The organism is Desulfomicrobium apsheronum (genome assembly GCF_900114115.1).
Lineage (GTDB): Bacteria > Desulfobacterota > Desulfovibrionia > Desulfovibrionales > Desulfomicrobiaceae > Desulfomicrobium > Desulfomicrobium apsheronum.
Window position 1 is genome coordinate 74571 of sequence record NZ_FORX01000006.1, and the last position, 26563, is coordinate 101133.

General features: G+C 61.0%; 29 protein-coding genes and 1 tRNA gene. 11 read left to right on the forward strand and 19 right to left on the reverse strand.

Annotation, left to right across the window (positions count from 1 at the left end):
* The first annotated feature begins 74 nt into the window (after positions 1 to 74).
* The 5 genes from BMZ40_RS08125 (at position 75) to BMZ40_RS08145 (ending at position 3914) form a co-directional block, all read left to right on the forward strand.
* Entirely contained in the window at positions 75 to 302 is a 228-nt protein-coding gene (locus BMZ40_RS08125; protein ID WP_092193816.1) for a HypC/HybG/HupF family hydrogenase formation chaperone, read from the forward strand.
* Positions 289 to 1371 carry a hydrogenase formation protein HypD gene (gene hypD, locus BMZ40_RS08130; RefSeq protein ID WP_092373911.1) on the forward strand — a complete coding sequence of 361 codons (1083 nt, stop codon included), beginning with the start codon at positions 289 to 291 and terminating at the stop codon, positions 1369 to 1371. The genes BMZ40_RS08125 and hypD overlap by 14 nt, the downstream gene beginning before the upstream one ends.
* A gap of 530 nt (positions 1372 to 1901) precedes the next feature.
* On the forward strand, positions 1902 to 2903 hold the full coding sequence (gene hypE / locus BMZ40_RS08135) for a hydrogenase expression/formation protein HypE (protein WP_092373913.1): 1002 nt from the start codon (positions 1902 to 1904) through the stop codon (positions 2901 to 2903).
* Between the two features lies 1 nt (position 2904).
* Positions 2905 to 3438, forward strand: a complete 534-nt coding sequence (locus tag BMZ40_RS08140; protein WP_092373915.1) for a 3'-5' exonuclease — start codon at positions 2905 to 2907, stop codon at positions 3436 to 3438.
* Between the two features lie 8 nt (positions 3439 to 3446).
* The gene (locus BMZ40_RS08145) at positions 3447 to 3914 is read left to right on the forward strand and encodes a hypothetical protein (RefSeq protein WP_092373917.1); all 468 of its coding nucleotides are present in this window, start codon (positions 3447 to 3449) and stop codon (positions 3912 to 3914) included.
* A 532-nt stretch (positions 3915 to 4446) separates the two neighbouring features.
* On the opposite strand, the gene BMZ40_RS08150 is transcribed toward BMZ40_RS08145, so the two are convergent.
* From BMZ40_RS08150 to BMZ40_RS08215, 14 genes are all read right to left on the reverse strand, one after another.
* Positions 4447 to 5367, reverse strand: coding sequence for a manganese-dependent inorganic pyrophosphatase (locus BMZ40_RS08150; RefSeq protein WP_092373919.1), 921 nt, complete (start codon positions 5365 to 5367; stop codon positions 4447 to 4449).
* Between the two features lie 90 nt (positions 5368 to 5457).
* On the reverse strand, positions 5458 to 5982 hold the full coding sequence (locus tag BMZ40_RS08155; protein ID WP_092373921.1) for a hypothetical protein: 525 nt from the start codon (positions 5980 to 5982) through the stop codon (positions 5458 to 5460).
* A 180-nt stretch (positions 5983 to 6162) separates the two neighbouring features.
* Positions 6163 to 6627: a PTS sugar transporter subunit IIB gene (locus BMZ40_RS08160; protein WP_092373923.1), complete on the reverse strand. Its 465-nt coding sequence runs from the start codon at positions 6625 to 6627 to the stop codon at positions 6163 to 6165.
* A 2-nt stretch (positions 6628 to 6629) separates the two neighbouring features.
* The gene (locus tag BMZ40_RS08165) at positions 6630 to 7040 is read right to left on the reverse strand and encodes a PTS sugar transporter subunit IIA (RefSeq protein WP_092194609.1); all 411 of its coding nucleotides are present in this window, start codon (positions 7038 to 7040) and stop codon (positions 6630 to 6632) included.
* 12 nt (positions 7041 to 7052) lie between these two features.
* Positions 7053 to 7940, reverse strand: a complete 888-nt coding sequence (rapZ, locus tag BMZ40_RS08170; protein ID WP_092373925.1) for an RNase adapter RapZ — start codon at positions 7938 to 7940, stop codon at positions 7053 to 7055.
* A 24-nt stretch (positions 7941 to 7964) separates the two neighbouring features.
* On the reverse strand, positions 7965 to 8414 hold the full coding sequence (locus BMZ40_RS08175; protein WP_092373927.1) for a PTS sugar transporter subunit IIA: 450 nt from the start codon (positions 8412 to 8414) through the stop codon (positions 7965 to 7967).
* A gap of 3 nt (positions 8415 to 8417) precedes the next feature.
* Positions 8418 to 8960, reverse strand: coding sequence for a ribosome hibernation-promoting factor, HPF/YfiA family (gene hpf, locus BMZ40_RS08180; RefSeq protein ID WP_092373929.1), 543 nt, complete (start codon positions 8958 to 8960; stop codon positions 8418 to 8420).
* Between the two features lie 70 nt (positions 8961 to 9030).
* The gene (gene rpoN / locus BMZ40_RS08185; protein WP_092373931.1) at positions 9031 to 10458 is read right to left on the reverse strand and encodes an RNA polymerase factor sigma-54; all 1428 of its coding nucleotides are present in this window, start codon (positions 10456 to 10458) and stop codon (positions 9031 to 9033) included.
* A 106-nt stretch (positions 10459 to 10564) separates the two neighbouring features.
* A complete protein-coding gene (gene lptB, locus BMZ40_RS08190; protein ID WP_092373933.1) occupies positions 10565 to 11287 on the reverse strand; it encodes an LPS export ABC transporter ATP-binding protein in 723 nt (240 codons plus the stop codon).
* Positions 11284 to 11796, reverse strand: coding sequence for an LptA/OstA family protein (locus tag BMZ40_RS08195; RefSeq protein WP_092373935.1), 513 nt, complete (start codon positions 11794 to 11796; stop codon positions 11284 to 11286). Before BMZ40_RS08195 ends, lptB begins: the two co-directional genes overlap by 4 nt.
* Before the next feature lie 15 nt (positions 11797 to 11811).
* Positions 11812 to 12348, reverse strand: coding sequence for an LPS export ABC transporter periplasmic protein LptC (lptC, locus tag BMZ40_RS08200; protein WP_092373937.1), 537 nt, complete (start codon positions 12346 to 12348; stop codon positions 11812 to 11814).
* Entirely contained in the window at positions 12345 to 12869 is a 525-nt protein-coding gene (locus BMZ40_RS08205; RefSeq protein WP_092373939.1) for a KdsC family phosphatase, read from the reverse strand. Before BMZ40_RS08205 ends, lptC begins: the two co-directional genes overlap by 4 nt.
* Positions 12859 to 13665, reverse strand: a complete 807-nt coding sequence (kdsA, locus tag BMZ40_RS08210; protein ID WP_092373941.1) for a 3-deoxy-8-phosphooctulonate synthase — start codon at positions 13663 to 13665, stop codon at positions 12859 to 12861. The genes BMZ40_RS08205 and kdsA overlap by 11 nt, the downstream gene beginning before the upstream one ends.
* Positions 13666 to 13669: 4 nt before the next feature.
* Positions 13670 to 15310, reverse strand: a complete 1641-nt coding sequence (locus BMZ40_RS08215) for a CTP synthase (RefSeq protein ID WP_092373943.1) — start codon at positions 15308 to 15310, stop codon at positions 13670 to 13672.
* A 320-nt stretch (positions 15311 to 15630) separates the two neighbouring features.
* Between BMZ40_RS08215 and BMZ40_RS08220 the strand changes: the two genes are divergently transcribed.
* The 3 genes from BMZ40_RS08220 (at position 15631) to BMZ40_RS08230 (ending at position 17113) form a co-directional block, all read left to right on the forward strand.
* Positions 15631 to 16440: a phosphoribosylformylglycinamidine synthase subunit PurQ gene (locus BMZ40_RS08220; RefSeq protein ID WP_092373945.1), complete on the forward strand. Its 810-nt coding sequence runs from the start codon at positions 15631 to 15633 to the stop codon at positions 16438 to 16440.
* A 14-nt stretch (positions 16441 to 16454) separates the two neighbouring features.
* Positions 16455 to 17027 carry a tRNA adenosine(34) deaminase TadA gene (gene tadA / locus BMZ40_RS08225; RefSeq protein ID WP_092373947.1) on the forward strand — a complete coding sequence of 191 codons (573 nt, stop codon included), beginning with the start codon at positions 16455 to 16457 and terminating at the stop codon, positions 17025 to 17027.
* Positions 17018 to 17113 (forward strand) — tRNA-Ser (locus BMZ40_RS08230). Before tadA ends, BMZ40_RS08230 begins: the two co-directional genes overlap by 10 nt.
* An 80-nt stretch (positions 17114 to 17193) precedes the next feature.
* Here the strand turns inward: BMZ40_RS08230 and BMZ40_RS08235 are convergent.
* The 3 genes from BMZ40_RS08235 to BMZ40_RS08245 form a co-directional block, all read right to left on the reverse strand.
* Entirely contained in the window at positions 17194 to 17310 is a 117-nt protein-coding gene (locus BMZ40_RS08235) for a desulfoferrodoxin FeS4 iron-binding domain-containing protein (RefSeq protein WP_092373949.1), read from the reverse strand.
* A 462-nt stretch (positions 17311 to 17772) separates the two neighbouring features.
* Entirely contained in the window at positions 17773 to 18444 is a 672-nt protein-coding gene (locus BMZ40_RS08240; protein ID WP_092373951.1) for a YiaD family glycine zipper/OmpA-like lipoprotein, read from the reverse strand.
* A 132-nt stretch (positions 18445 to 18576) separates the two neighbouring features.
* Positions 18577 to 19698 carry an FUSC family protein gene (locus BMZ40_RS08245; protein WP_245751063.1) on the reverse strand — a complete coding sequence of 374 codons (1122 nt, stop codon included), beginning with the start codon at positions 19696 to 19698 and terminating at the stop codon, positions 18577 to 18579.
* Positions 19699 to 19888: 190 nt separating this feature from the next.
* Between BMZ40_RS08245 and BMZ40_RS08250 the strand changes: the two genes are divergently transcribed.
* From BMZ40_RS08250 to fdhF, 3 genes are read left to right on the forward strand one after another with little or no spacing between them, the layout of a single operon-like run.
* Positions 19889 to 20368, forward strand: coding sequence for an NADH-quinone oxidoreductase subunit NuoE family protein (locus tag BMZ40_RS08250; RefSeq protein ID WP_092374096.1), 480 nt, complete (start codon positions 19889 to 19891; stop codon positions 20366 to 20368).
* On the forward strand, positions 20365 to 22203 hold the full coding sequence (nuoF, locus tag BMZ40_RS08255) for an NADH-quinone oxidoreductase subunit NuoF (protein WP_092373953.1): 1839 nt from the start codon (positions 20365 to 20367) through the stop codon (positions 22201 to 22203). The genes BMZ40_RS08250 and nuoF overlap by 4 nt, the downstream gene beginning before the upstream one ends.
* Positions 22204 to 22213: 10 nt before the next feature.
* Complete coding sequence (gene fdhF / locus BMZ40_RS08260) at positions 22214 to 24874, forward strand: formate dehydrogenase subunit alpha (protein WP_092373955.1); 2661 nt, start codon at positions 22214 to 22216, stop codon at positions 24872 to 24874.
* A 9-nt stretch (positions 24875 to 24883) separates the two neighbouring features.
* Here fdhF and BMZ40_RS08265 read toward each other — a convergent pair whose 3' ends face one another.
* Both BMZ40_RS08265 and BMZ40_RS08270 read right to left on the reverse strand, forming a co-directional pair.
* Complete coding sequence (locus BMZ40_RS08265; RefSeq protein WP_092373957.1) at positions 24884 to 25888, reverse strand: Lcl C-terminal domain-containing protein; 1005 nt, start codon at positions 25886 to 25888, stop codon at positions 24884 to 24886.
* 7 nt (positions 25889 to 25895) lie between these two features.
* On the reverse strand, positions 25896 to 26228 hold the full coding sequence (locus BMZ40_RS08270) for a TraR/DksA family transcriptional regulator (RefSeq protein WP_092373959.1): 333 nt from the start codon (positions 26226 to 26228) through the stop codon (positions 25896 to 25898).
* Positions 26229 to 26563 lie beyond the last annotated feature (335 nt).

Genomic DNA, 26563 nt, shown 5'->3' on the forward strand with positions numbered 1-26563 from the left:
AAGAGTTCATTGACACAAAACACCCAGGGATTTAGCAACAGCGTTGACAAAAAGCAAAGCGGGAGATGTGTGCCATGTGCCTAGCGATTCCAATGGAAGTGCTCAAGATTGAGGGACAAAGTGCCGAAGTTCAGGTTGGCGGGACGAGGCATGTGGTTCGTCTGGATGTGATTTCCGAATTTCCGGAAGTGGGCGACTACGTCATCGTCCATGCCGGCTTCGCCCTGACCCGCCTGGATCGGGAGGAAGCCATCGCCACCCTGAAACTTTTCGAGGAAGGGCTGAACATTGAACTTGTTTGACAATTTCAAGGATCCCCAGCTGTGCAAGACTCTGCTGGCTCGAATCCACGCCGAACTGGACGGGGAACTCAGGTTCATGGAGGTGTGCGGAACGCATACGGTTTCCATTTTTCGCAGCGGGGTGCGCTCCCTGCTCTCCGAAAAGGTTGTGCACCTCTCGGGCCCCGGCTGTCCGGTTTGCGTGACCCATGACAGCGAAGTGGCGGCCTTCCTCGAACTGGCAGGCAAGAACGCCATCATCACCACTTTCGGCGACCTGATGCGCGTGCCCGGCCCGGACAAGAAGACGCTGAAGAGCGTCCAGGCCGAAGGGGCCCGCGTCAAGGTCGTCTACTCTCCGTTTGACGCCCTGAAGATCGCCCAGGACAATCCGAACGACAAGGTCGTCTTTCTGGGCGTGGGCTTTGAGACCACGGCTCCGGCCATCGCCGCCACGGTCAAGGTGGCCCGTGAGCAGGGCATCTCCAATTTTTCCGTGCTCTGTTTCCACAAGCTCGTCCCCCCGGCCCTGGACGCCCTGGTCGGGGACCCGGAGCTTCAGGTGCAGGCCTTTTTGCTGCCGGGACACGTTTCGGCCATCATCGGCGTGGAGCCCTACCGTTTCCTCGCCGGGAAACATGGCTTGCCAGCCGTGGTGGCGGGGTTCGAACCCGTTGACATTCTGCAGGCGCTCTACATGTTTGTGACCATGCGCAACGAGGGCAAGATCGAGGTCGTCAACGCCTACACCCGCGTTGTCTCCGACGAGGGCAACCCCAAGGCCATGTCCGTCATGAACGAGATTTTTTCGCCCTGCGATGCCCTGTGGCGGGGCATCGGCCTCATCCCCGGCAGCGGGCTCGAGATTCGTGACGAATTCGCGGGCTATGACGCCATGCGCGTTTTCGACATGCAGTTGCACGACGTCCCGGAAATCAAGGGCTGTCGTTGCGGCGACGTGCTCAAGGGCAAGATGTCTCCGGACAAGTGTCCTCTTTTCGGCAAGGCCTGCACTCCGGCCTCGCCGGTGGGTCCGTGCATGGTCTCCACCGAAGGGTCTTGTGCCGCCTATTACAAATACAGAATCTAGAAGACTGTCGAAAATTGATTCTGGACTGCGTTGTTCGCCGTTTTTTGAGGGCTTATGGAGTCGGCTACACATCGCCCTCCAAAAACGGTCACCGCAAAAAAAGTCGCGAAAGAATCTGAGTGTCGTTCCCGCGAAGGCGGGAATCCATTCTTAAGTAGTTAAAAGATGGATCCCCTTCTTCAAGGGGATGACTCGGCGAGAAGCAGAAAAGTACTCCCGCCAGTGCCTCAAGGCTCGTTGTCGGCATGGCCCTCGGCCTCGTCGGCTGTCTGACTGAGTCAGGCATCGTTTGTTGAATCGTTGTCCGGCGTGCTGCCCGGTTTTTTCGTCCGGCACACAACGATTCAACTCTTCGAGGCCAATGAAGGAGTTCCGGCGGGGACGAGGGCCATGCCGACAACGAGCCGCGTACCGTGTGTCTCATGCCGCGTGCCGTATGCCGCGTGTCTCCTGCCCATAAATTTTGAATCTTCAGTTGTTTTTTTTATTCGGATCAGTGGTTGAAAACGCGTCATGCAAGGGGGAAGCGAGTGGAAAGGGTTCTTCTTGATTACGGCAGTGGCGGCAAGGCTTCGCACCGGCTCATCGGTGAGCTTTTTCTCAAATATCTGGGCAACGAGATTCTTGACCGTCTCGATGACGCGGCCTTTCTGCATGTCAGTAGCCCCATCTCCATGAGCACCGACACGTTCACCGTGGACCCCATCTTTTTCCCCGGCGGCGACATCGGATCCCTGGCCGTGCACGGCACTGTCAATGACGTGGCCATGCTCGGCGCGCGTCCGAAATACATGACCTGCGGATTCATCATCGAAGAAGGGCTGCCCATGGCCGATCTGGAACGCATTGTCGAGTCCATGGGAAATGCCGCCCGCGAGGCTGGAGTCCTGGTGGTTTCGGGCGACACCAAGGTCGTGCCCAAGGGCACGGTGGACAAAATTTTCATCAACACCACGGGCATCGGCGAAATCTTCGTGGCCGAGGCCCCGAACGGGCACCGGGCAGCGCCCGGAGATGCGATCCTGATCAGCGGTTTCATGGGCGACCATGGCCTCGCGATCCTGTCCAAACGCGAGGGACTGACCTTCGAGGCCCCCGTGCTTTCGGACTGCGCCTCGCTCAATCACCTCATCGTGCGTCTGCTTGAGGCCATCCCCGAGGTGCATGTGCTGCGCGACCCCACCCGAGGCGGTCTGGCCACGACCCTCAACGAAATTGCCGGACAGTCGGGCGTGGAGTGCCGGATTTTCGAGTCGCAGATCCCGGTTCGTCCGGAGGTCAGCGGTGGGTGCTCCTTTTTGGGCCTTGATCCGCTGTATCTGGCCAATGAGGGCAAGTTTATCTGCATCCTGCCCCAGGAACACGCCGAGGCGGCCCTGGCCATCATGCGCTCCGACCCGCTCGGCGCGGACGCGGTGCAGATCGGCAACGTCCGGGGCGAACACCCCGGCAAGGTCGTGCTGGAAACGCCCCTCGGCGGAACCCGGCTCATGGATATGCTCGAAGGCGAACAGCTGCCGCGCATCTGCTGATATGAACGCTTTCCCGGCCTACGTGGCCATCGACTTCGAAACGGCGGATTCGCGTCGCGACAGCGCCTGCGCCGTGGGCCTGACCAAGGTCCGCGGCGGCGAGATCGTGGACAGGCTCTACGGCCTGATCCGCCCGCCGCGTTCGCGCTTTTCGCCGTTTTGCGTGAACGTGCACGGCATTCACTGGTCCGACGTCAAGGACGCTCCGCCTTTCCGGGAATTCTGGATCGAGCACGCCCAGTTTCTGGAGGATGCGGATTTTCTGGCCGCGCACAACGCCAGCTTCGATCGCTCGGTGCTCGGCGCGTGTTGCACCATGGCCGGTTTGCCCGCCCCAACCCTGCCTTTTGTTTGTACCGTGGATCTGGCCCGCAACCAGTGGAACCTGCGCCCGACCAAATTGCCGGACGTGTGCCGCTATTTGGGGCTTAATCTCAATCATCATCATGCCGGGTCCGACGCCGAGGCCTGCGCCCGCATCGTCATGGCTGCCGTGGCGCAGAATCCCCGCTGTCTGGCTTCTTTCGGATTATAGGAGAACACATGTCTTTGTCCCAGGCCCAGATGCGGGCCCATATCTTCCTGATCATCCTCGATAAATTTTCCGGCAGCGCCGAGCGACGTCAGGAAGCCCTGGCCGAATACTTCATGGTGACCATGCCCAATGTCCCGGAGGACGCAGCGCGCCGTCTGGCGGAACTGATCCCGGATCTCATGCCCGAACTGTATTCCAAATGGATCGGCGAGTTTGCCGAGCGCCTTTTCGAGACGGTGCCTGACGAACAGTTGCAGCACCTGTGCGACGGCACTGTGGAAAACAACGCGGCCCTGGGCCTGGTTTTTCTCATGTTCATGGAATCGGAGCGCATGGAGACGCAGACCGAGGACGATCTGCGGGAATACGCACGCAAGCATTCCGGCGCGGACGACATGGGCGATCTGGTGGCGGAATATTTGCGCGGAAAAGTCGCGGCCCTGCGGGCGGATGTAGGCGGGAAGAAAGTACAATAGAAGGCTGATGGATGTTGGCTGGTCGGAGGGCGGTGCGTGGCGGTTGGCCCGCACAGGGGCCGCCGAAACTCCTTCGCGGGCCTCGTAGAGTTGAATCATCGCTGCTGTCGGACACACACCGATTTTCAAGCGGTCTGCGCTGATTCAACAAACGATGCCTGGCTCAGTCAGACAGTCGGCGCCCCCTGTGCGGGCCAACCGCCACACCCCGCGCTGAATGCCTGATTAGGAGTGTTCTTCAATAGCTGTGTAGGCGTCCGGGATAAGTCAACGCCTTGCTCCCTGCCTCGATGTCATTCCCGCGAAGGCGGGAATCCATGTATTTGGTTGCACGGGAAGCAAGATGGATTTCCGCCTTCGCAGGAATGACGCGTAGATTCGCGGTTCTCTCTTCACCGTCAGCGTCAACCGCGAATGAATGCCTTTCGGCCGCGCCTCTCCGCGCAACAATACGGAAAGAAACACCAGCCCGAAATCAAAAAGCCCGCCCAGGCGAACCTGGACGGGCTTCTTTCATTCAAAGAGCCAAGATTTAGGCGAAAGCCTTTTCGAACTTGGGCACTACGTCCTTTTTGCGGGACATGACCTTGGGCAGCCATGCCTTTCCGTCCACAGGCTTGACGCCGAAGGCCTTCTCGACCACGGCGGCGTCGTCGGAGGCGATCAGGATCTCGGAGCCTTCCTTCATGATGTCGGTCAGCAGCAGGAATATGGAGTGGTTGCCCTTCTCGGCCTTCAGTGCGGCGATGTCGGCGGCCAGGTCACCCTTGACGGCGTCGAGGATGGACAGGTCGACCACTTCCAGCTGGCCGATGCCAACCTTGGTGCCGTTCATGTTGAAGTCCTTGTAGTCGCGCAGAACCAGCTCGCGGGCCGGGGTGCCTTCAACGGCGGACTTGACCTTGAACATTTCCATGCCCAGGGCGGCCAGGTCGGCGATACCGGCGATCTTGCCCAGTTCGGCGGCAGCTTCCTTGTCGGCCGGGGTGCAGGTCGGGGACTTGAAGATGACGGTGTCGCTCAGGATGGCGCAGAGCATGATGCCGGCGATGTTCTTGGGAACTTCGATGCCGTGGAACTTGTACATGGCGGTCAGGACGGTGGCGGTACAGCCAACGGGCCAGATCCAGCATTCCAGGGGGCTGGAGGTGGTCAGATCACCCAGCTTGTGGTGATCGACGATGCCCAGGACTTCAGCCTGCTTGATGTCGTCAGGCAGCTGAGCCAGGTCGGAGGTGTCGACCAGAAAAACTTTTTCACCGGCATATTCGGTCTTCACGGCAGGAGCGGCAACGCCGAACTTGTCGAGGATGAACTTGGTCTCGGGGGCCAGTTCGCCCTGGGCGGTCGGGGTGCAGGCTACGCCGAGCTTGCTCTTCAGGTCGGCCAGCGCGATGGCGCTGCAAACGGTATCGGAATCGGGATTCTTGTGACCAAAAACATAAACGGACATGGTATTCCTCCTACAAGGGTTTATTGGCGAACAAAGACATTGTGCGAAATATCACAATTATTCGCGGCTGCCAAGAGAGAACATTGGAGGTCACAGGCCAAGGATGACGCCAAGGATCACGCTGACGGCGACCAAAGCGTAGGCCTTGCGTATACGCAGGGCGAGAATGGCACCGGCGCAGGCAGCGATCCAGAGCATGGTCCAGGTCGGTTGCGGGCCGCCTGAAATCCAGGGTTGAAGTGCTTTCAAACCGACCAGAAGGGGCACCAGGCAGAGCGCGAGGACCGAAAAATTGAGCAGCAGGATTTCGACCAGGGCCCTGCCGGTAAGCCGGTGCGGTGCGAAGGCGTTTATGTTGCCCTTGCGGTTCCAGGTCAAAAGTTGGTTGTAGCCGGCATTCTGCCGTGTGCGGTAGAGTTGTTCGATCCACGCTCCAAGGTAGGCCAGGGGCAGGGTCGCGATGACGACAAGCACGGTGGTGCGCATGTCGGCATCCGGCAGGCAGGCCAGAATGGTCAGGGTGCCGATCAGGGAGAGAAGGGCCTGGGGCGGGATGTAGGTTCCGGCTGGAAACAGATCGAGCCAGAGCAGCTCGAAAAAAATGCCCGCGCTCAAGGCCGGCTGGAGTTTGAAGGTCAGTCCCGCCCAGAGCAGGGCGGCGAAAAGCGGACGATGAACAAAGCCGAGGTCAATGGCGACCCGGGTCAGGGACAGGAGGGCAAAAAAAAACTTCCTCCGGCCAGCAGGATGAGATCGTGAGTGTCGATCATGCCGATTTGATTCGAGAAGTATTCATCACAGGTTAATCTTGGTCGTTGCCGAAGGCACGCAGCGGAAATCGATCTCCACGCCGTGCTCCTTGAAATATTTCAGACAGGAGCGGTCTTCCGCTCCCAGGGCGATGTGTTCGCACACCTGCTCCTTGCCCGGTCCGTAATGCAGATTGCCGATGTTGACCAGGGAAAAGGACAGCCCGGCCATGTGCGCGGCCTTGGCATCGGCGCAGTCGGAAAAGAGGATCAGGACATGCTGATCCGGATCGTTCTTGCGTACGTTGCGCAGCATCGAAGCGACCTCCGAGACTTGGCAGCACAAAAAGGAGATGCCGCTTGGCACTGCCAGGCTCATGATTTCCTGCCGCAATTCGTCGGCGGCGAGGTCGTCGTTGGCGACCAGCAGGGTCTTGGCCCTGATGTGCGGAAGCCAGGCCTCGATGATCTGGCCATGCACAAGGCGGTTGTCGATGCGGAACCAGATCACGGCTAAGCCTCGGTGATTTTGCGGGTCAATACTTCGCCGGCGACAACGATGCCTTGAATGGCCGCGTTCTTGGCGTCCTGGGCGAGTTTGGACAGATCCTGGGTGCGCATGCCCAGAACCCTGAGCAGCATGGGCAGGTTCGCCCCGGACAGGACGTCGACCTTGCCCGGCTGAAGCAGAGACAGGCTGATGTTGGACGGCGTGCCGCCGAACATGTCGGTCAGGATGATGACGCCGTCACCCGTTTCCATCTGCTTGACGGTGTACTTGAGGTCCGAAAGCAGGGCGCTCATTTCCACGGTTCCTTCCACGGCTATGTGGGCACACTGTTCCTGCGGCCCTAAAATCGTCTGGGCCGCTTCAAGCAGATATTTGCCAAACTGGCCATGGGTCACCACGATCACTCCAACCATTACTCCTCCAGATTATCCAAGACTGAAATGCCGATGTTCGACAGATACGTTGAAGCCCTGTTCGCCCAGATGTGCCAGAACGGCCTCGGTCACGGCCACGGACCTGTGGCGGCCGCCCGTGCATCCGAAAGCCATGGTCAGGCGGTAACGCCCTTCCAGCGCATAAAGCGGCAGGGTGAAATCAAGAAATTCCAAAAGCCGACGCAGGTATTCGCGCCCGGGGTTGCTGTCCAGCACGTACCGGGCGATGGCTTCGTCTTTTCCGGACATGGGGCGCAGGGCCTCGTCGAAATAGGGGTTGGGCAGGAAGCGCAGGTCCGTAACCATGTCCGCCTCGGCCGGGGCCCCGTACTTGAAGCCAAAAGAGATGAGATGCACGCGCATGCCCTGGCTGCGGGAAGAGAGACTCTCCCACTTGTCCTGAATGACCCTTCTTAGATCGTGCACCGAATAATGCGACGTGTCGATGACCAGATCAGCCTGGGCGCGGATGGGTTCCAGTATTTCCCGTTCCCGCTCCAGCGCCCCCTCCAGCCCCAAGTTGCCCGAGGCCAGGGGATGCGGACGGCGGGTGGTGGCGTATCTGCGCAGCAGGATCTGGTTGGAGGAATCCGTGAAGAGAATGGTCGGCCGCACGGAAAACTTCTGGACATCAAGCAGCACTTCCTTCCACTGACCCACAAAGTCGGGTTGGCGCAGATCCATGCCCATGGCCAGCCCGGGGTAGTCCTTGGCGGAGGAGTTGAAGAACAGTTCGATGAGCGCCGGAGCCATGCGCGCCGGAAGTCCGTCCACGCAGAAAAAGCCCATGTCTTCAAAGACCTTGAGCGCCGTGCTTTTGCCTGAACCGGACATGCCGGAGACAATGACCACGTTTTTCTGTTCAGGTTGAGGCTGCATGGGGATACTCCGAATGCGTTCGTGCTAGACGGTCTGCAGCAGATGCCACAGTCCTTCCTGACCGGGGGAATTGGCAAAGGCCTGGCGGAACGATCCGTCTTTGAGCAGGCGGGAAACCGTGGCCAGGAGTTTCAAATGCAGGCCAACCACGTTTGAAGGAGCCAGCACCGTGAAAAAGATGCTGGCCGGCTTGTGGTCCAGGCTGGCAAAATCCACGCCTTCGTGGCTGCGGCCGACAATGACCAGAACCTGATCGATGCTGTCCAGCTTGCCATGAGGGATGGCGATGCCGTCTCCGATGCCGGTGGTCCCGAGCATTTCCCGGTCCATGAGGACCTGGGTCACGCGCTTGGGGTCAAGATCGGGGTATTTGGTCGACAGCGTCGAAACGAGTTCGGCCAGGACCTCGGTTTTGGTCCTGGCCGAGAGGTCGGAGATGATCAAATCCTTGTCCAGGTATTCAGCAAGCTTCATTCCCTATACCCCGGGGTCGATCAAACCGAAATCGCCGGTTTTGCGTCGGTAAATGACATTGATCCTTTCGCTTTCGGCGTTGAGGAATACGAGGAATTCGTTGTCCGAGCTTTCAAGCTGCAGCGCTGCTTCTTCAACGATCATGGGCTTGGGCGAGAAGTCATCGGTTTTTTGGATGACGGGCTTGCGCCTGGTGTCCGCGTCGTCGTCAAAACTCGCGGCGTCCATGCGGGGGCTGTCGCTGCCGCCCTTGCGTCGGCTCTTGTCCTTATCGCGGGTCTTGCGCATCTGGGCTTCAAGCTTGTCCCAGACGAGGTCGACGGTGGAGTACATGTCCTCGCTGTCTTCGCGGGCGGAGATATGCACGTTCTTTCCAGTCAGCACTATATCGGCGACATGCCGGAATTTCTCCACTTCGAGATTGACCTGCAGCTCAGCGTCGGGGGTGCCGGCCATGAATTTGGCGAGCTTGCCGAAGCGGTCCTTGGCGTATTTGCGCAGATGGTCGGAAGGATCGAAGTTTTTGAAATTGAAGGTAATCCTCATGGAAGCCTCCTCGATTGTTGAGGGTCAGCCCTTTTTGCCGTCCGAAAGGGGCGGCCCAAAGGGCGGGATATCAAAAAACCTGTTTTCGCTTTGATGAGGAATCGATCCCCAGCACCGCGCGATATTTGGCCACTGTTCGCCGGGCGATGTTCACATCCAGCCGTTCCTTCAGCACCGAAGCGATTTTTTCATCGCTGTAGGGGTGCTTCGGGTCTTCCTCGCTGACCATTTTCTTTATGATGGCCTTGACCGATTCGGATCCGACCTGGGTTCCATCATCCATTTCCAGCGCGGAATTGAAGAAAAATTTCAGTTCCATGATGCCGTGCGGGGTGGCCACGTATTTGTTCGTGGTGATCCGGCTGACCGTGGACTCGTGCATTTCGATGTCATCGGCTACATCCTTGAGGATGAGCGGTTTGAGCTTGGTCACCCCGTGTTCAAAAAAGCCCCGCTGAAACCTGACAATGCTTTCAACCACTTTATATAATGTTCTTTGCCTTTGGTGCAAGCTCTTCATGAGCCACATGGCGGAGCGCATCTTGTCGTGCAGATATTCACGGTCCGGGCCTTTGACGGCCAGGTGCATGTCGTCCATGTAGTACGGGCTGAGCTGCAACTTGGGCAGGCCGTCGTCGTTCATGACGATGACGAAATCCCCTTCGTATTCGTACACGAAAACATCCGGGCTGACATATATGGTGCTCTCGCTGCCGTAACTGGCGCCCGGCATGGGGTCCAGGGACTGGATTATGTCCAGATAGGCCTTGAGATCCTCCATCTGGATCTTGAACTTGCGCAGGAGCGGTTTGTAGCGGCGCTTTTCGATGTCTTCGAGATGTTCCCCCACCAGGGAGATCAGGATGGGATCGTCCTGGCCCAGCATTTCCAGCTGGATGAGCAGGCATTCCCGAGGAGAGCGCGCGGCCACGCCCACGGGATCGAAGCGCTGCAGACGATGCAGCATGGACTCCACCAGGGCCAGGGGAGAGAGCGTCTCGGAGGCGATGTCCTCGGCGGTGCTCATCAGGTAGCCCTGGGAATCGAGGTTGCCGATGATGGCCTCGCCGATCATCTCCTCTTCTTCGGTGATGTTGGACAGACAGAGCTGCCACAGCAGATGACCATCCAGGGAAGGCTTGCCCGAGAGCCTGGCCTCGTAGGACATCATCTCCTCAAGGGCCTCGGTCTCCTTGAACTGCACTTGCTTGGCGGTGCTTGAAAAATCGCCGAGGTAGTTTTCCCAGTCCGCGTTGCGCATCAGCTCCGCGTCTTCGTAGGAAGTTTCCGGGCGTGTTTCTGCCGGAGCCTGGATTTCGTGCTCTTCTGAAATTTCCTTGACCCCCTCCTCAAGCATGGGGTTCTCAAGCAACTCCTGCTGAACGGCTTCGAGAAGCTCGAATCTGGAGAGCTGAAGCAGCTTGATGGCCTGCTGCAGCTGCGGTGTCATGACCAGCTGCTGCGTCAGCTTGAGGTTTTGTCGGAGTTCAAGGCCCATAATTGATTTGGTTTCACCGTGTCAGAGGATTGCAGGCTAAAAAACTACCCAGTAACGAATCTGCCATAAAGCTTAGGTCCTGGCAATCCTTGGAAAATCGTGTCCGCTAGAGGCTGAATCCTTCACCGAGGTAAACCTTGCGCGCACCCGGGTCGGCGACGATCTCTTCCGGGCTGCCGTTCAGGATGATGCGGCCGTCGTGGACAAGGTACGCACGGTCGCAGATCTGGAGCGTTTCGCGAACATTGTGGTCGGAGATGAGCACGCCGATGTTCTTGTCGCGAAGGTCCCGGATGATGGCCTGGATGTCGTCCACGGCCAGGGGATCGATGCCGGCGAAGGGTTCGTCCAGGAGGATGAATTTTGGATTCTGGATCAGGGCGCGGGCAATTTCCAGCCTGCGGCGTTCTCCGCCGGACAGAAAGGCGGCCAGCTGTCCTTCAAGGCGGGTGATCCCCAGTTCATCGAGCAGCCTGTCCGCCGTGTGCTTTTGCTCGTCGCGTGAGAATCCCGAATATTCGAGAATCAGTTGCAGGTTCTGACGCACGGTCAGTTTGCGAAAGATTGAGCTTTCCTGCGGCAGGTAGCTCATGCCCGCGCGGGCCCTTTTGTGCAGGGGCCAGCGGGTTATGTCCTGGCCGTCCAGGAGGACCTGTCCCCGCGTGGGCCGCACGATGCCCGCGAGCATGTAGAAGGTGGTCGTCTTGCCTGCCCCGTTGGGCCCCAGGACGCCAACCACTTCGCCCTGGCTCACGTCAAGCTCGATGTCGTGCACGACATCCCTGGCTCCGTAACGCTTGGCCAGATTCTGACCGGTCAGGGTGGTCACTGCCCAAGCCCCTGGTTGCCGGCGGGAGTGTTGAAGATGGCCTCGACCCGTCCCTTGCCGCCCAGGACCTCGCTGCGGTTTTCCTTGATGTAGAGCTTTATGACCTCGCCTTGGATCTTGTTGGCGCCTTCCATGAGCATGGGGCTGTCTTCCATGGTCAGTAGGTCCTTGTCGGCTTCGTAGGTGGCCTTTCCGCAGGTGCCGGTGCGGCCCTTGTCCGCTTTTATGCGCACGTTGCCCTTGGCGATGATTTTCTTGATGGCTCCCTGCTCGTCAGGCACGCTCTGGGTGGCGTTCTTGGCGCCATCCTTTTTTTCCAGCAGCACGGTCAGCGTGTCGGACCAGAGCTGGATGTCCTGACGAATGACATACACGGAGCCGGTGAAAATCACTTGGTCCCCTTTCTGGGTGTAGGTCATGGTGTCGGAAGTGATCTTGACCGGGACGGTCTCGGCCGCCCAGAGAGGCGTCGCACAGGCGAGGAAGAGAAGAATTATGAGTGAACGCATTTGGTAACCCGCTTGTCAGTTCATGATGACCTGGACGTTGCCTTGGGCCAGGAAGTCCCCTGTGTCCAGAAAATATGTCAGGGTGTCCGAGCGGCCCTGCATGGATTCGCCAGTCAGTTCAACCGTGCCGCCGAGCACGAGTGTGCGGTTTTGTCCTGTGTAGTCAAGGGTCTCGGAGCGCATCTCGTATTGGCCCTGGGTGCCGTTGACCCCATCCCACATTCTGGCCCGGTCCTCTTTTTGCCAGACCTGCCCCCTGGGCGCCCGAACTTCGATGGGTTCCCCGCCTTCTTCGCCCCAATAGACGATGATCGGGGCGGCGAGCGTCAGTTCATCGCCGTTTTCGGAGTAGTCGGCGCCGGTGGCGCTCAGGTTCCAGAGCTTCTTGCCGTCCTTGCCCTGGCTCAGGTTTACGCCTTTGAGGCTCAGGTCCACATCCAGATTCCGGATCGACGGATTGTCCAGACGCTCGGGCCAGAGCAGGCGTTTGCCGAGCATCGCGATTCCGGCCAGAACGACAAGGGCCAAAAGCCCGACCAACAGTCGCTTCATTCCCGGACCCAGTCCTGCCAAAGGGCTTCGAGTTTGCCCTGGGCGCGCAGGATGAAATCTATGGCTTCGCGCACGGCACCCTGGCCTCCCATGGATCTGGTGGTCCAGGCCGCGAGTTTCAATATCTCGGGGCGGGCGTTGGGGACGGCGATGGGCAGCCCGACCAGGGACATAGGCGCCGCATCGACCCAGTCGTCACCGACATAGGCCATCTGCGCCAAGGGGATGCCCGTCTCTTCGGAAATCCGGCGCAGGATCGGGGCCTTGCGGTGATGGCCGGGATAGTAATGGCTGATGCCAAGCTCCGTGACCCGCCTGCGCACTGCCGGGGAATCAAGGCCGGTGATGACCGCGAATTCGATGCCGGCCTGCGGGGCCATCTTGATGGCCAGTCCGTCCTGGACGTTGAAGCGTTTCATCACGCAGCCTGATTCGTCATAATAGAGGCCGCCGTCGGTGAGCACCCCGTCCACGTCCAGGATGATCAGACGCACGTCCCGGGCGAGGAGTTCAGCATTCATTTGGGATGCTCCAGATGGCCGCCAGCTCCGAGAGAAGGGTGCGTGCCTTGGCCAGGGGCCAGGAATTGGGGCCGTCGCAGAGGGCCTTGTCCGGGTCCGGATGGATCTCCATGAAGAGGCCCTGGCAGCCGCAGGCCACGGCAGCCCGGGCCAGCGGCGGCACGAACTCGCGCTGGCCGCCGGAGGACGTGCCCTGTCCGCCGGGCAGTTGCACGGAGTGGGTGGCGTCGAAGATCACGGGGCAGCCGAACTGCTTCATGATGACCAGGGAGCGAAAATCCACGACCAGATTGTTGTAGCCGAACATGGATCCGCGCTCGGTCAGCCAGATGCGCTCGAATCCTTCGGAGCGGATTTTTTCCACCGGTCCCTGCATGTCCCAGGGTGCCATGAACTGTCCTTTCTTGATGTTCACGATGCGCTCGGTGCGCGCGGCGGCGAGCAGCAGATCGGTCTGGCGGCAAAGGAAGGCAGGAATCTGAAGCACGTCGGCCACCTCGGCCACCAGGGATGCCTGGCGCGGCTCGTGGATGTCCGTGATCACGGGCAGCCCGGTGCGGCTCTTGATCTGGGCCAGCCAATCGAGCCCCATGTCCAGCCCTGGTCCGCGGAAGCTCGCTCCGGCCGTGCGGTTGGCCTTGTCATAGGAACTCTTGAAGATGAGCGGCAGATTCAGATCGCGCGCGATGGCCTGCAATTCGACGGCCACGGTCATGGCCATGTCCAGGCTTTCGAGCACGCAGGGTCCGGCGATGAGAAAGGGGCGGCCGGCGACCAGGGTGGAGCAGTCAATCATGTTGTTACTCGGCTTTCTTGTTGGCCACGGCCGCGCGAATGAATTCGCGGAACAGCGGATGTGGCTGCATGGGGGTGGAGGTGAATTCCGGATGGAACTGGCAACCCAGGAACCACGGATGATCCTTGATTTCCACTATTTCAACCAGGCTCTTGTCCGGGGACAGGCCGCTGATGGTCAGCCCTGCTTCCTCGAAACGGCTCTGGTAGGCGCTGTTGAATTCGTAGCGGTGGCGATGACGTTCCGAAACCTCGACCGCGCCGTAGGCTTCAAAGGCGCGGGTGTCTTTCTCGATCACGCAGGGGTAGGCGCCAAGACGCATGGTTCCGCCTTTTTCACTCGTCATGTCGCGGCGTTGCACGCACTTCTTGCGGAAATCGAACCACTCCTTCATCAGATAGATGACCGGATCCGGAGTGGTCAGGTCGAACTCCTCGGAGTTGGCCTTGGTCAGGCCCATGACGCTTCTGGCGTACTCGATGACCGCGCACTGCATGCCAAGGCAGATGCCGAAGAAGGGGGTCCTGTTTTCGCGGGCATGGGTGATGGCCGCGATCTTGCCTTCTACGCCGCGGATGCCGAAGCCGCCGGGAACGAGGATGCCGTCGGCCTCGGCGAGGGTCTCGGCCACGTTTTCGGCGGTGATTTCCTCGGAATTGACGTACAGGAAGCGGATGGCCGCGTTGTTGGCCACGCCGCCATGGGTCAGGGCCTCATGCAGGCTCTTGTAGGCTTCCTTCAAGTCCACGTACTTGCCGACGATGGCAATGGTGACCTCTGACGTTGGATGGTGCAGGTTGTAGACGAGATTCTTCCATTCCTGCAGGTCCGGATTCTTGGCGGCCAGTCGCAGGAGAATGGCGATTTTCTGGTCAACACCTTCATTATAAAGGGTCAGGGGCAGTTCGTAGATGTGGTTTACGTCTATGGCGGTGAAGACCGCGTCCTGGTCCACGTTGCAGAACAATGAAATTTTGCGTTTGATGTCGTCGCCAAGGTCCACTTCGGAGCGGCAGAGGATGATGTCCGGCTGGATGCCAAGGCTGCGCAGTTCCTTGACGGAATGCTGGGTGGGCTTGGTTTTGAGCTCGCCGGCGGTCTTGATGTAGGGCACCAGCGTGAGGTGGATGTAGAGGACGTTGTCCTTGCCGAGGTCGGCCCGCAACTGGCGGATGGCTTCCAGGAAGGGCAGGCCCTCGATGTCGCCCACGGTGCCGCCAATCTCGACCAGGGTCACGTCCAGGTCGTCGCTGGCCAGGCTCAGGATGGACGACTTGATCTCGTCGGTGATGTGCGGGATGACTTGGACCGTGCCGCCCAGGTAGTCGCCGCGACGTTCCTTGGTGATGACGGTATTGTAGATGCGCCCGGACGTGTAGTTGTTGCGCTGACTCAAGTGGGTGCCGAGGTAGCGCTCGTAGTGCCCAAGGTCCAGATCCGTTTCGGCTCCGTCGTCGGTGACGTAGACTTCGCCGTGCTGGAAGGGGTTCATGGTGCCCGGGTCGACGTTGATGTACGGGTCAAGCTTCTGGATGGATACCCGAAGCCCCCGCGCTTTTAGAAGAGCCGCGATGGATGCGGCGGCCAGTCCTTTACCCAGAGAGGACAATACCCCGCCGGTCACAAAAATGAATTTGGTGTTCATCGCTGCCTCGCTCACCTGAATATTTCTTCGGTCTGAATCCGCGCTTGGCGCGGCCAGACATGGTCCACAAAACAAATGGGCCACCTGTCGGCAGCCCGAAAATTGACATCCGTATGTCCGCTGGAACATTTGGCAGCGGACTTCCTGCTTGTCAAGCGGCCCCTGGTGTCCTGCAAACACCTTGGGTTCAATAGCAGAAAGAACGCCGAGTGCAAACAGTCGGAAAGGGCGATTTTCAGGCTTGCGCCTGTTTTGCTTGGACTGTAATGGGCTTGGGTACTTAATCAAACAGCTCGGCTACGGCCGATTTTGGAGGGGTGATGGCTCAGGTCAAAACATTGGTAATTACCGGCTACGGTACGAATTGCGAGCGGGAATGCGCCTTTGCGGCGGATCAGGCTGGTTCGGACCAGACCACCATCGCTTATTTTTCCGATCTGACGGCGGACAAGATCACCTTGACCGACTACAATTTTCTGATCCTGCCCGGAGGTTTTCTCGACGGCGACGATCTCGGCTCGGCCCAGGCCGCAGCGTTGCGCTGGCGGCACATGCTGACCAAGAGCGGCAAGTCCCTCATGGAGGAGCTTAAGCGCTTCCTTGACGCGGGCGGCCTCATCCTTGGCATCTGCAACGGCTTTCAGTTGCTGGTCAAGCTGGGTCTTCTTCCCGCTCTTGATGGCGCCTACTTCACCCGCCAGGTCTCGCTCAGCCACAACGATTCGGCCAAGTACGAGGACCGCTGGGTGACGCTGAAGATCAACGCGGAGTCTCCCTGCGTTTTCACCAAGGGGCTCGATTATCTTTACGTCCCCGTCCGTCACGGCGAGGGCAAGCTCGTTCCTGGTGACGACACGACCCTCTCCCGCCTGCAGGAGCAGAATCTCATCGCCCTGCAATACGTGGATCCGCAGACCCGGGAAGTGACCCAGGAGTATCCGGCCAATCCCAATGGCTCGCCGCTTGGCATCGCCGGACTGACCGATCCTTCCGGCCGAATCCTCGGGCTCATGCCTCACCCCGAGGCCTACAATCATCCCACCAACCATCCGCGCTGGACCAGGGGTGAGACTTCCACTCTGGGCACGGAACTGCTCAAGGGCGGGATCGAATATCTGAAGGCCAGATAGGACGGTTTGAAAACGTGTCCAAAGAGGATGCAAAGATCATTGACAGCGCCCCCATGACTTTCTACTGTGCGCCTTCCCCGACGCCGGGCCCGGATGACCTGCTGGCCTGGGAGCCCTACATGCACGAGGCGCTGAAGCTTGCGCATCTGGCGGAAGGGCGGGGTGACGTGCCCGTGGGCGCGGTGGTCATCGATGGCAGCGGCCAGATTCTGGGCCGGGGCGAGAACAGAACGATATTTGAAAACGATCCCACGGCCCACGCCGAAATCCTGGCCTTGCGAGAGGCCTGCGCCAAGGTGGGGAATCATCGTCTGACCGACGCCGTGCTGGTGGTGACCCTTGAACCCTGCATCATGTGCCTGGGAGCGGTCATCCAGGCCCGCCTGGCCGGAGTGGTCTACGCCGCCGCAGACCCCAAGGCCGGATGTCTGGTCAGCCGCATGGACGGCACGGCGCTGCCCTGGAGCAACCACCATTTCTGGTCTCTGGGCGGGGTTCTGGAACAGGAATGCAGCGCAAAACTGAGCGGCTTTTTCAAACAGCGCCGCCAGGAAAAGAAAATTTCAAAAAACCTCGCGGAGAGGTAGCGAAGTCCGGCCGTAACGCGCTCGACTCGAAATCGAGTTACCGGCTAATCCCCGGTACGTGGGTTCGAATCCCACCCTCTCCGCCATTTCATACTCCAGCACAAACCCCGGTTTTCCTAAATCCAAGGAAAACCGGGGTTTATTCGTTTTGAGAGACGCTTAAGGACTATTGCTTGACCATGGGCTGATCGCAGCACACGAGTTCTCCCGCACCGCCTTCCTGCACGAGCACGACGGCACCACACGCTTCACATTTGTAAACTTCACCTTTTTCCGAAGACATAGAATTCTCCTTGTTGAATGTTGTGGTGGATTATGATTTTTCACAAGGGGCATGCCGGTTGGGCGTTGCGAACGCTTATGAGTGAGCGGCTTGAATCAGTGATGAATACGAAGAGGGGGAGCGAACGCCGTGGCTCAGCAACCGGGGACCAATCCTGCATCTGTGATGATTCTACGGAATGTTGCGAATTGGTAAGACCATAACAGTGTGTTGGTTTTTGTGCAATAGCTCGGCCTTGAATGTGCGGGCGTTCTATCTTTTGTGCTTTTTCCCTGTACTTGCGGGGGCTAAGGCCAGATTCGTCCTGCCTTTCGACCCTGCTTTAATCGGTGCCCAGAACGGGGAATTTGCCCTGTGTTGGCGCTTCGTAAAAAAGTTGATCGGCCCTGGGCTTTGCAGCACAGGACCGATTAGATGAGGAAATGAGCCGGTCATCCGGCCAAGGCCTGAAGGGGTAGGCCGTTAGTAGGTCTGCTGGCCGGAGTTCGGGTTGACGCGGATTTCCACGCGGCGGTTCATCTGGCGGCCTCCGGGATTGTCGTTAGAGGCAACGGGCCGGGATTCCCCGTAGCCCACGGCGCTGATCCGGGCCGGACTTACTCCGCGTTCCGTGAGCAGGCGCTGCACGCTCCAGGCGCGTCGTTCGGACAGTCCCTGGTTGTAGGCGTCGGAGCCGGTGCTGTCGGTGTGGCCTTCAACCACGATGGTTGTCTGCGGGTACTTGACGAGAATCTGGGCGATGCGTTCGATTTCGTTGTACAGACCGGGCAAAACCACATCGGAGTCCACGTCGAAGGTCACATCCCCCTTGAGGGTCAGGGCCAGGAGGTCGCCCTCGCGCCGGATCGCCACCTCTTCGGACTGAGCCAGGGCCTGCCGCATTTCGGCTTCCTGGTTGTCCATCATGCGCCCGGCTCCTGCCCCGGCCAGACCACCGATGGTTGCTCCGGCAGCGGCACCGATGGCCGCGCCCTTGGCGTCACGGCCGATGATACCTCCCAATACCGCGCCTGCGACAGCGCCTCCGCCCGCACCGTACACGGCGCCCTTGGTGGTCTTGGATTGCTGGTCCATGGTGGCGCAGCCGGTCGCTGCGAACACGACAATCAATGCGATCATAAAGATTTTTTTCATGGTGATGCCATCCTTTGAGGCTGATGTTTTTGACTGATTTTTAAATATAAATCTGTTCCCATGCACCGTCAACATTTGCACGGGCAACGCGATGCCCGCGTATCCGAAACATAACGTAAACAGCACGCCATGTCATGCGGCCCGGACTGAAAATAAGGGGTTTTGGCCGTAAAGTAGGATGTCTCTTCCCATGGATTGGGCACTGTGGTAAAATGCGAAGAATTGCAAGAGCTTCTGTAGATGGAAGCGTCTGGTCGCCCCGTCTTTGCGCAGTTCGTGCAGTCTCGTTTCGGATTCGTTCAGGGTCTTTGCCAGCAAGTCCGTCGGGGGTGTCCGGCCGGAAGCGATGCCCCGCATGCTCTCCACCGTGATGGCCGCAAGCTCGCGCAGTTCCCGGTCCATGATGATCTCGTAGCCCTGTCCCTGTTCACTGTTCAGAGCCTGGAGCATGGTCTGCAAATGTGCGTGGCATTTTTCAAGCGTGCGGACCTTGAGGCCCAAAAGGTCGGTGTCCTCGTGGTACATCCGTCGCTCATGGCGCAGCACCTTCTGAAAGAGAGCGCGGTCTTCCCTGATATCCGTCTGGAACTGGTCCAGAAGGTTGGGGGCGAGCCCGGACTGCATGGCCAGGAAGGCGTTCATGATGGCTTCGTAATGCCTGGCGCAGTCTCCGAAGCGCATCATGAGCCGGGCCTTGAGGGCGGTGCCAGCGCGAACCGGCCACAGGGCGATGCTGACTACGAAGGCCGCAGCCACGCCCACGCCGATCTCCACCACGCGGAGCATGCCGAAGACGATGCGGTCGTCCTGGTCGTACCCGGCCAGGACGACGATGCACACGGTGATGGCCGCCATGCGGTATCTGGCGTTGTATCTGGTCATGTAGGCGCAGAACGCCACCGAGAGGAACAGGGCCAGAACGGTCATGGGCTGCGTCTGGGGAAAGAGCAGGATGGCCGCCAGTCCGATTGCCGCTCCGACGGCCGTTCCGGAGAAGCGGTACAGGCACATCTGGACGGAGTCCGCGACATAGACCTGCATGACGATGACGGCGGACAACGTCGCCCAGTACCCGAATTTCAGGTCGAGCAGGTGCGCCACGCCATAAGCCAGCACAGCGGCGATACCGGTTTTCAGGCCATGGCGGATCATGGCCGGATGGGAATCCGGATCGATGAACGGCATGGCCGGTTTTTCCGGATGCGCCCGGGGCGTTGGGCTCAGGTCAGAGGAATTATCGGCGTTCGTGCTCATGCGTGTTTTCTCCAAGCCAGGATCGAAGCCATGGCGTCATTCCCATTCCTTTCGTCCATCCCGCCCGGAAAGTCCATTTCGTCCATTTCTGCCCAGCCCGGCGCCTTGGGCCAGCCAGAACCGATTTGCGCATTGCCGCTCCCTGCATTATGCTCATGGGCTTACGTATCCCTTCCACTTCAGCAAAAGCGTGACCCCATTGACCTCACTCACCCCGGAACAACTCGCCAAGGCAGACGCCGTCATCGCCGAACATCGCGACATCCCTGGCTCCCTCATCACGGTCCTGCGGCTTTGTCAGGATATCGCCGGATATTTTCCGCTCGAACTCATCCGGCATATCGCAGACGGGATGGAACTGCCCGTGTCCAAGGTTTATGGAGTCGTCTCCTTCTATTCGATTTTTTCCCTCAAGCCAAAGGGCCGCCACACGGTGCGTGTCTGCACCGGAACGGCCTGCTATGTGCGGGGAGTGCGAGAGGTTCTGGACCGGGTCGAGCACCGCTTCGGGGGCAAGGCCGGGGGCACCTGCGAGGGCGGCCGTTTCAGCCTTGAGCCCGTGCGCTGTCTGGGCGCCTGCGGCCTGGCGCCGGTCATGGTCGTGGACCGCGACACCCACGGTGGAGTCACGCCCGATTCGGCCTGCGCCATTCTGGAGGAATACAAATGACCCCGACCATGAAGCTTGACCGAGCGGGTCTGACGGCGTTGCGAAACCGGGAGCGGGAACTCCTGGACACGGCCGCCCCGCGCATCTTCTGCTGCAGCGGCACGGGCTGCCACGCCACGGGCTCCCTTCCGCTCATCGAGACCCTGCGCGAGGAAGCCGCGCGGCAGGGCGACGGCGTGCAGGTCATCGAGACGGGCTGTAACGGCTTCTGCGCCTTGGGGCCGGTGGTCGTCATGCAGCCCGGCGGCATCCTGTACTGCAAGGTGCGCGTGGAGGACGCGGCCGACGTGGTCGCCTCGGCCGGGGGCGAACCCGTTGAGCGCCTGCTGTACCGGGACCCGAAGGGCACGGCCGTGGCCTCCATGGACGAGATCCCCTTCTTCGCCCTGCAGCGCCCCTGGACCCTGCGCAACAAGGGCCGCATCGATCCCGAGAACATCGGCCATGCCATCGCCCGAGAAGGCTACCAGGGGCTGGCCAAGGCCCTTTTCGACATGGCCCCGGCAGGCATCGTCGAGGAGATGCGCGCCTCCGGCCTGCGCGGACGCGGCGGGGCGGGTTTTCCCACGGGCCTGAAATGGAAGTTCGCGGCCGCCTCGCCCGGCGACGTCAAGTACGTGCTCTGCAACGCCGACGAAGGCGATCCGGGCGCGTTCATGGACCGCTCCATCCTCGAGTCCGACCCGCACGCGGTGCTCGAAGGCATGCTCATCGCGGCCGTGGCCATCGGCTCCCGCCAGGGCTACATCTACTGCCGTTCCGAATATCCCCTGGCCATCAAACGCCTGACCATCGCCATCGGCCAGGCCCGGGAACTGGGCCTCTTGGGGGAAAACATCCTGGGCAGCGATTTTTCCTTTGATCTTGAAATCTACCAGGGCGCGGGCGCCTTTGTCTGCGGCGAGGAGACGGCGCTCATGCGCTCCATCGAGGGAAAGCGCGGCATGCCCGTCCCCCGGCCGCCGTTTCCGGCGCAGAAGGGCCTGTGGGGCAAGCCGACCATCCTCAACAACGTCGAGACCCTGGCCAATGTCGGCCGCATCATCCGTCTTGGCGGGGCGCACTACGCGAGCGTCGGCACCGAGGGCAGCAAGGGCACGAAGGTTTTTGCCCTGTCCGGCGACGTGAACAACATCGGGCTGGTCGAGGTGGACATGGGCACGCCCCTGTCCGTGCTGGTCAACGACATCGGCGGCGGGGTGCCGGGCAAGCGCTCATGCAAGGCCGTGCAGCTCGGCGGGCCGTCGGGCGGAAGCATCCCGGCGCACCTGCTGGACACGCCCGTGGACTACGAGGCCATCAGTCAGGCCGGGGCCATCATGGGCTCGGGCGGGGTCATCGTCATGGACGACCGCACCTGCATGGTCGACATGGCCCGCTTCTTCATGGACTTCATCCAGGACGAATCCTGCGGCAAATGCACGCCGTGTCGGGAGGGGACCAGGCGGCAGCTCGAAATTCTGACCCGCATCTGCGAGGGCAAGGGCGCTCCCGGTGACCTGCGCACCCTCGAAGACCTGGCCGCGGTCATCACCGACGCCTCCCTGTGCGGGTTGGGCCAGACCGCGTCCAACCCGATCCTCTCGGCCCTGCGCCACTTCCGGGACGAGTTCGAGGCGCACATCAACGAAAGGCGCTGCCCGGCCAAACGCTGCGTGGCCCTGCTCAAGTTCGAGGTCCGCGAGGATCTGTGCCGCAAGTGCGGACTGTGCCACAAGGCCTGCCCGGCCGGGGCCGTGATCTGGGCCAAGAAGCAGGTCGCGCGCATCGACCGGGAAAAATGCGTGCGATGCCTGGCGTGTTTCCAGGCCTGTCCCTTTGACTGCATCGAATGACGGGAGCGCCATGGAACTGACCATCAACGACATCACCTGCACTTTCGCCCCCGGCCAGACCATTCTGGAGGTGGCCACGGCGCACGGCATATTCATACCGACCCTGTGCCACCTGCCGAATTGCACGCCCACCGGTGCCTGCCGCATCTGCGTGGTGGAGGTTTGGGGCGCGCGCACCCTGGTCGCGTCCTGTGCGGCTCCGGCGACCGAGGGCATGATTGTCGGCACCGAAACCGAACGGGTTCTGCGCGCCCGCAAGACCATCCTGCGCCTCATGCTCGACTCCGGAAACCATGACTGCCTGCTCTGTCCGGCGGCGGGAGACTGCGTTTTGCAAAGCCTCGCGTTCCGCTACGGGGTCGGCACCGGCACCTTCGAGCGGCCCAAACCGCGCCATCGTCCCGAGACCGGCAATCCGTTCATTGTTCGCGATTTTTCCAAGTGCATCCTGTGTGGTCGTTGCGTGCAGGCCTGCAACGAGGTGCAGGTCAACGAGGCCATCGATTACGGATATCGCGGGGCCGCCACCAAGATCGTGGCCGGTTGCGACTCCACCCTGGCCGAGTCGGACTGCGTTTTTTGCGGCGAATGCCTGCAGGTCTGTCCGGTGGGGGCGCTGAGCATTCATGATGCGCGCGGCAAGGCCCGCCTGTGCGAGACGCGTCCGGTACGTACCACCTGCCCGTATTGCGGCGTGGGCTGTCAGATGGACGTGCATGTCAAGGACGGGCGCATCCAGCATGTGCTGGGCGCCGTGGACGGGCACAACGAAGGCAGCCTCTGCGTGAAGGGCCGTTTTGCCCTGGATTTCACCGCGCATCCCGAGCGCCTGAGGACTCCGCTGATCCGCCGCGACGGCGTGCTTGTTCCGGCCAGTTGGGACGAGGCGCTTGATCTGGTGGCTTCGCGCCTTTTGGCCCTGCGCGAGGAGCATGGGCCGCGCAGCCTGGGTTTTCTGGCCTCGGCCCGCTGCACCAACGAGGAAAACTACCTGTTCCAGAAGCTGGCGCGCTGCATGGGCACCAACAACGTGGATCACTGCGCGCGGCTGTGCCATGCCTCATCCCTGGAGGCGCTGGTGCAGGCCTTCGGCAGCGCTTCGCCGACCAATGTCATGGCCGATGTGGTCAACGCCGAGGTGATCCTGGTCACCGGCTCCAACACCACCGAAACGCATCCCGTGTTCTCAAGTCGCATCAAGCGCGCCGCCCGCGCAGGCGCAACGCTCGTGGTCGTGGACCCGCGCGCTGTCGGCCTGACCCGCCACGCCGATCTCTGGCTGCGGCCCAGGCCCGGAACCGACATCGCCTGGATCAACGGCCTCATGCACGTCATCCTGCGCGAGGGTCTGGAGAACCGGGACTTCATAGATCGCCGGACCGAAGGGTTCGAGGAGCTGCGCGAGGCCCTGGCCGTCTATACTCCGGCATATGTGCAGGCCGCGACCGGAATTCCGGCCGCCGACCTTGAGCGGGCGGCGCGTCTATATGCCCGGGCGGGGGCGGCGACGATCCTGTATTGCATGGGCATCACCCAGCACACCTGCGGTACGGACACGGTGTTGGCCCTGGCCAATCTGGCCATGCTCTGCGGTCAGGTGGGGCGGCCGGGTGCGGGGATCAATCCGCTGCGGGGGCAGAACAACGTGCAGGGTTCCTGTGACATGGGCGGGTTGCCGGGCGTTTTGCCCGGGTACGGGCGGGTGGACGATGATGCGGCTCTGGGACGGATTGAAAGCCTGTGGAAGATGTCCCTCTCCAGGACTCCGGGCCTGACCGCCACGGAGATGATGGCCACGCCGCAGGTCAGGGGCATGTACATCATGGGTGAGAATCCCATGGTCTCGGACGCGGACGTGGCGCATGTGCGCAGGAGACTGGATGAACTCGATTTTCTGGTCGTGCAGGACATTTTTCTGACCGAGACCGCGCGGCTTGCCGATGTGGTCCTGCCGGCCGCGTCCGCCCTCGAAAAGGACGGCACTTTCACCAACACCGACCGCCGTGTGCAGCGTGTGCGCGCGGCCGTGCCGTGCCCGGGAGAGGCGCTCCCGGACTGGCGCATCCTGAATCTTCTGGGCCCGCGCCTGGGCGTGCCCATGGGCTATGATCGTCCCGAGGAGATCATGCGCGAGATCGCCCTGGCCGCCCCCATCTACGCAGGCATCGATTACCGGCGCATCAGGTGGGAGGGGATCGTCTGGCCCTGCCCGGACCAGACCCATCCCGGCACCCCCATCCTGCACCGTGAGGCTTTTCCCCGAGGCAGGGGACGTTTTATCCCAACGCATCCGCAAGCCCCGGCGGAGATGCCGGACGCGGACTACCCCTTTGTACTCAGCACCGGCAGAGTGCTTGAGCATTACCACACCGGCACCATGACCCGCAAAAGCGAGGGACTGAATCGGATCATGCCCTCGTGCCCGGTCGAGATTCACCCCGAGGACGCCGCGCGTCTGGACATAGCGTCCGGCCAGCAGGTCCGGGTGGCTTCGAGGCGCGGCGAGATCACGGTCACGGCCAGGGTCACCGGCCGCGTCACGCCGGGCATGGTCTTCATTCCCTTTCATTTCGCCGAGGCGGCGGCCAACGAACTGACCAACTCCGCCTGTGATGCCGCCGCCAGGATTCCGGAGTTCAAGGTCTGTGCGGTGAGGGTCTGGCCTGCATGAGGCCGCGCTTCATTCGATGCTCACAAGCCAGGCATGAAATTCCCGCTTCGTCTTGAATCCAACGCCCACGGCTCCCTTGTGCAGGTAAAGGCAGTAGGCCCAGTCCGGTGAGTAGGCGCTGCTGGTCGAGGACCAGTAGGCCTCCTGCGGGTTCTCGAAGGGATGTCCGGCGGGCAGGGCCGGGTCGTGCCGCTCGGCGTCGACGAGGGACTCCAGCTCCCGGATGTTCGGCAGGCGCCAGCGCAGATCGCTCGCGCGGTGCCTCCTGGCCGCCTCCAGCGCCTCCTCCCACGTACACACCCCGCACAGGTCCGCCGAGCTCGTCCACAGCAGCCCCGTCAGCAGGTCGCGCACGCCCGCGTCCTCCGGCGCAAAGCGCGGTTCGGGCCACGCCGCGCCTTTGAGCAGCTCCGCGTCCTGCCCCGTCCCCTCGTAGTCCACGACATTTCCGGCCACGTTATGGCACGTCAGCTGCCCGGTCCGCGCCAGGAGCGGGCTTTCCCCGCGCACGGGCCAGACCATGGCGTCGCGTGTCTTGTCGCCGTAGAACATGCGCCCGCCCTCCAGGTGCACGTGCCAGGCGTAGCCCGGCGCGCGGCTGGCCGTGGTCGAAGTCCAGTACCAGGTCTGGCTGACCGTGAACGGATGCTGCGCAGGCAGGGCGGGGCGATGGTGGTTGTAGCTGATCAGGCTTGAAAGTTCCCGCCGATTGGGCAGACGCCAGTCGGCATGGCCGAAGGCGTGTTCCTCGTTCATCCGGGCCACGGCCGAGAGCGCCTCGGGCCAGGACATGGGGAAGTCACCGAGGCTTGCAGTGCGGGGCCAGACAAGGCCCGTCAGGAGGTCTTGCGCCAGGTCGTTTTCCAGCAGCTCGAACCTTGGTTCAGGCCAGGCAAGTCCAGTGCGAAACTCTCCGTCCTGACCGCTGCCTGCGCAGTCCACGGGACGCCCTTCGGCGTTGAAACACAGGGTCTGGCTGGTGCCCAGAATATGACGGATGGGATGGGAAGCCATGCCGGGCCTACTCTGCGCAGTCCACGCACAGCGTGGCTTCGGGCATGATCAGAAGGCGGCCGGGGGCGATGTCCTCACCGCATTCGGCGCAAATCCCGAAAGAGTCGTCGTCAATTCTGTCCAGGGCCCGTTCGAGACGCATCAGCGTGCGCTTCGAATCGCTCAGGCGCTGGCCGCTTATGGCCTGGTTGGCCATGGAATCCATGCGTGACAGCCGTCCTATGGGTTGATCCAGGGACACGGGCCTTGAGGTTTCCTCCAGTTGGGCGATGGTGATCCGGAGCTCTTGCATGCGCTTTTCGATGCGCGTCTTGATTTCACGGCGCTGTTCAGGGGTCATTTTTGGTCCTTGAAAAGGTTGGGCGGCCCCTCTTCTCCCTTGGAGAGGACGCACGAAGTGAACGCGTAGTATAGAAGCCAAAGCGACGCAGGGTCAATGTGTACGGAGAAATACGGGCATGAAGCATGGATCCCCGCCTTCGCGGGGATGACATCCAGGTAGTGGGAATGTTTCGAGATTTTTTTCCCACGTCGGCATTCGTAAACAACATGCCTGTCAGCACCCCGTCATCCCCGCGAAGGCGGGGAATTCATGGCCGAGAGCGCCCCGTAGGCCCGGCTTCCTTCCGTCATCCCCGCGAAGGCGGGGATCCATGCCTTTGATTGAGGAGCACG

Bases quoted from the DNA above. Each gene is read 5' to 3' on its own strand.
- BMZ40_RS08125 (WP_092193816.1), top strand. From the start codon at position 75: ATGTGCCTAGCGATTCCAATGGAAGTGCTCAAGATTGAGGGACAAAGT.
- BMZ40_RS08140 (WP_092373915.1), top strand. From the start codon at position 2,905: ATGAACGCTTTCCCGGCCTACGTGGCCATCGACTTCGAAACGGCGGAT.
- BMZ40_RS08145 (WP_092373917.1), top strand. From the start codon at position 3,447: ATGTCTTTGTCCCAGGCCCAGATGCGGGCCCATATCTTCCTGATCATC.
- BMZ40_RS08150 (WP_092373919.1), bottom strand. From the start codon at position 5,367: ATGTCCGTTTATGTTTTTGGTCACAAGAATCCCGATTCCGATACCGTT.
- BMZ40_RS08165 (WP_092194609.1), bottom strand. From the start codon at position 7,040: ATGGTTGGAGTGATCGTGGTGACCCATGGCCAGTTTGGCAAATATCTG.
- rapZ (WP_092373925.1), bottom strand. From the start codon at position 7,940: ATGCAGCCTCAACCTGAACAGAAAAACGTGGTCATTGTCTCCGGCATG.
- BMZ40_RS08175 (WP_092373927.1), bottom strand. From the start codon at position 8,414: ATGAAGCTTGCTGAATACCTGGACAAGGATTTGATCATCTCCGACCTC.
- hpf (WP_092373929.1), bottom strand. From the start codon at position 8,960: ATGAGGATTACCTTCAATTTCAAAAACTTCGATCCTTCCGACCATCTG.
- rpoN (WP_092373931.1), bottom strand. From the start codon at position 10,458: ATGGGCCTTGAACTCCGACAAAACCTCAAGCTGACGCAGCAGCTGGTC.
- BMZ40_RS08195 (WP_092373935.1), bottom strand. From the start codon at position 11,796: ATGCGTTCACTCATAATTCTTCTCTTCCTCGCCTGTGCGACGCCTCTC.
- lptC (WP_092373937.1), bottom strand. From the start codon at position 12,348: ATGAAGCGACTGTTGGTCGGGCTTTTGGCCCTTGTCGTTCTGGCCGGA.
- BMZ40_RS08205 (WP_092373939.1), bottom strand. From the start codon at position 12,869: ATGAATGCTGAACTCCTCGCCCGGGACGTGCGTCTGATCATCCTGGAC.
- kdsA (WP_092373941.1), bottom strand. From the start codon at position 13,665: ATGATTGACTGCTCCACCCTGGTCGCCGGCCGCCCCTTTCTCATCGCC.
- BMZ40_RS08215 (WP_092373943.1), bottom strand. From the start codon at position 15,310: ATGAACACCAAATTCATTTTTGTGACCGGCGGGGTATTGTCCTCTCTG.
- BMZ40_RS08220 (WP_092373945.1), top strand. From the start codon at position 15,631: ATGGCTCAGGTCAAAACATTGGTAATTACCGGCTACGGTACGAATTGC.
- BMZ40_RS08235 (WP_092373949.1), bottom strand. From the start codon at position 17,310: ATGTCTTCGGAAAAAGGTGAAGTTTACAAATGTGAAGCGTGTGGTGCC.
- BMZ40_RS08240 (WP_092373951.1), bottom strand. From the start codon at position 18,444: ATGAAAAAAATCTTTATGATCGCATTGATTGTCGTGTTCGCAGCGACC.
- BMZ40_RS08245 (WP_245751063.1), bottom strand. From the start codon at position 19,698: ATGAGCACGAACGCCGATAATTCCTCTGACCTGAGCCCAACGCCCCGG.
- nuoF (WP_092373953.1), top strand. From the start codon at position 20,365: ATGACCCCGACCATGAAGCTTGACCGAGCGGGTCTGACGGCGTTGCGA.
- fdhF (WP_092373955.1), top strand. From the start codon at position 22,214: ATGGAACTGACCATCAACGACATCACCTGCACTTTCGCCCCCGGCCAG.
- BMZ40_RS08265 (WP_092373957.1), bottom strand. From the start codon at position 25,888: ATGGCTTCCCATCCCATCCGTCATATTCTGGGCACCAGCCAGACCCTG.
- BMZ40_RS08270 (WP_092373959.1), bottom strand. From the start codon at position 26,228: ATGACCCCTGAACAGCGCCGTGAAATCAAGACGCGCATCGAAAAGCGC.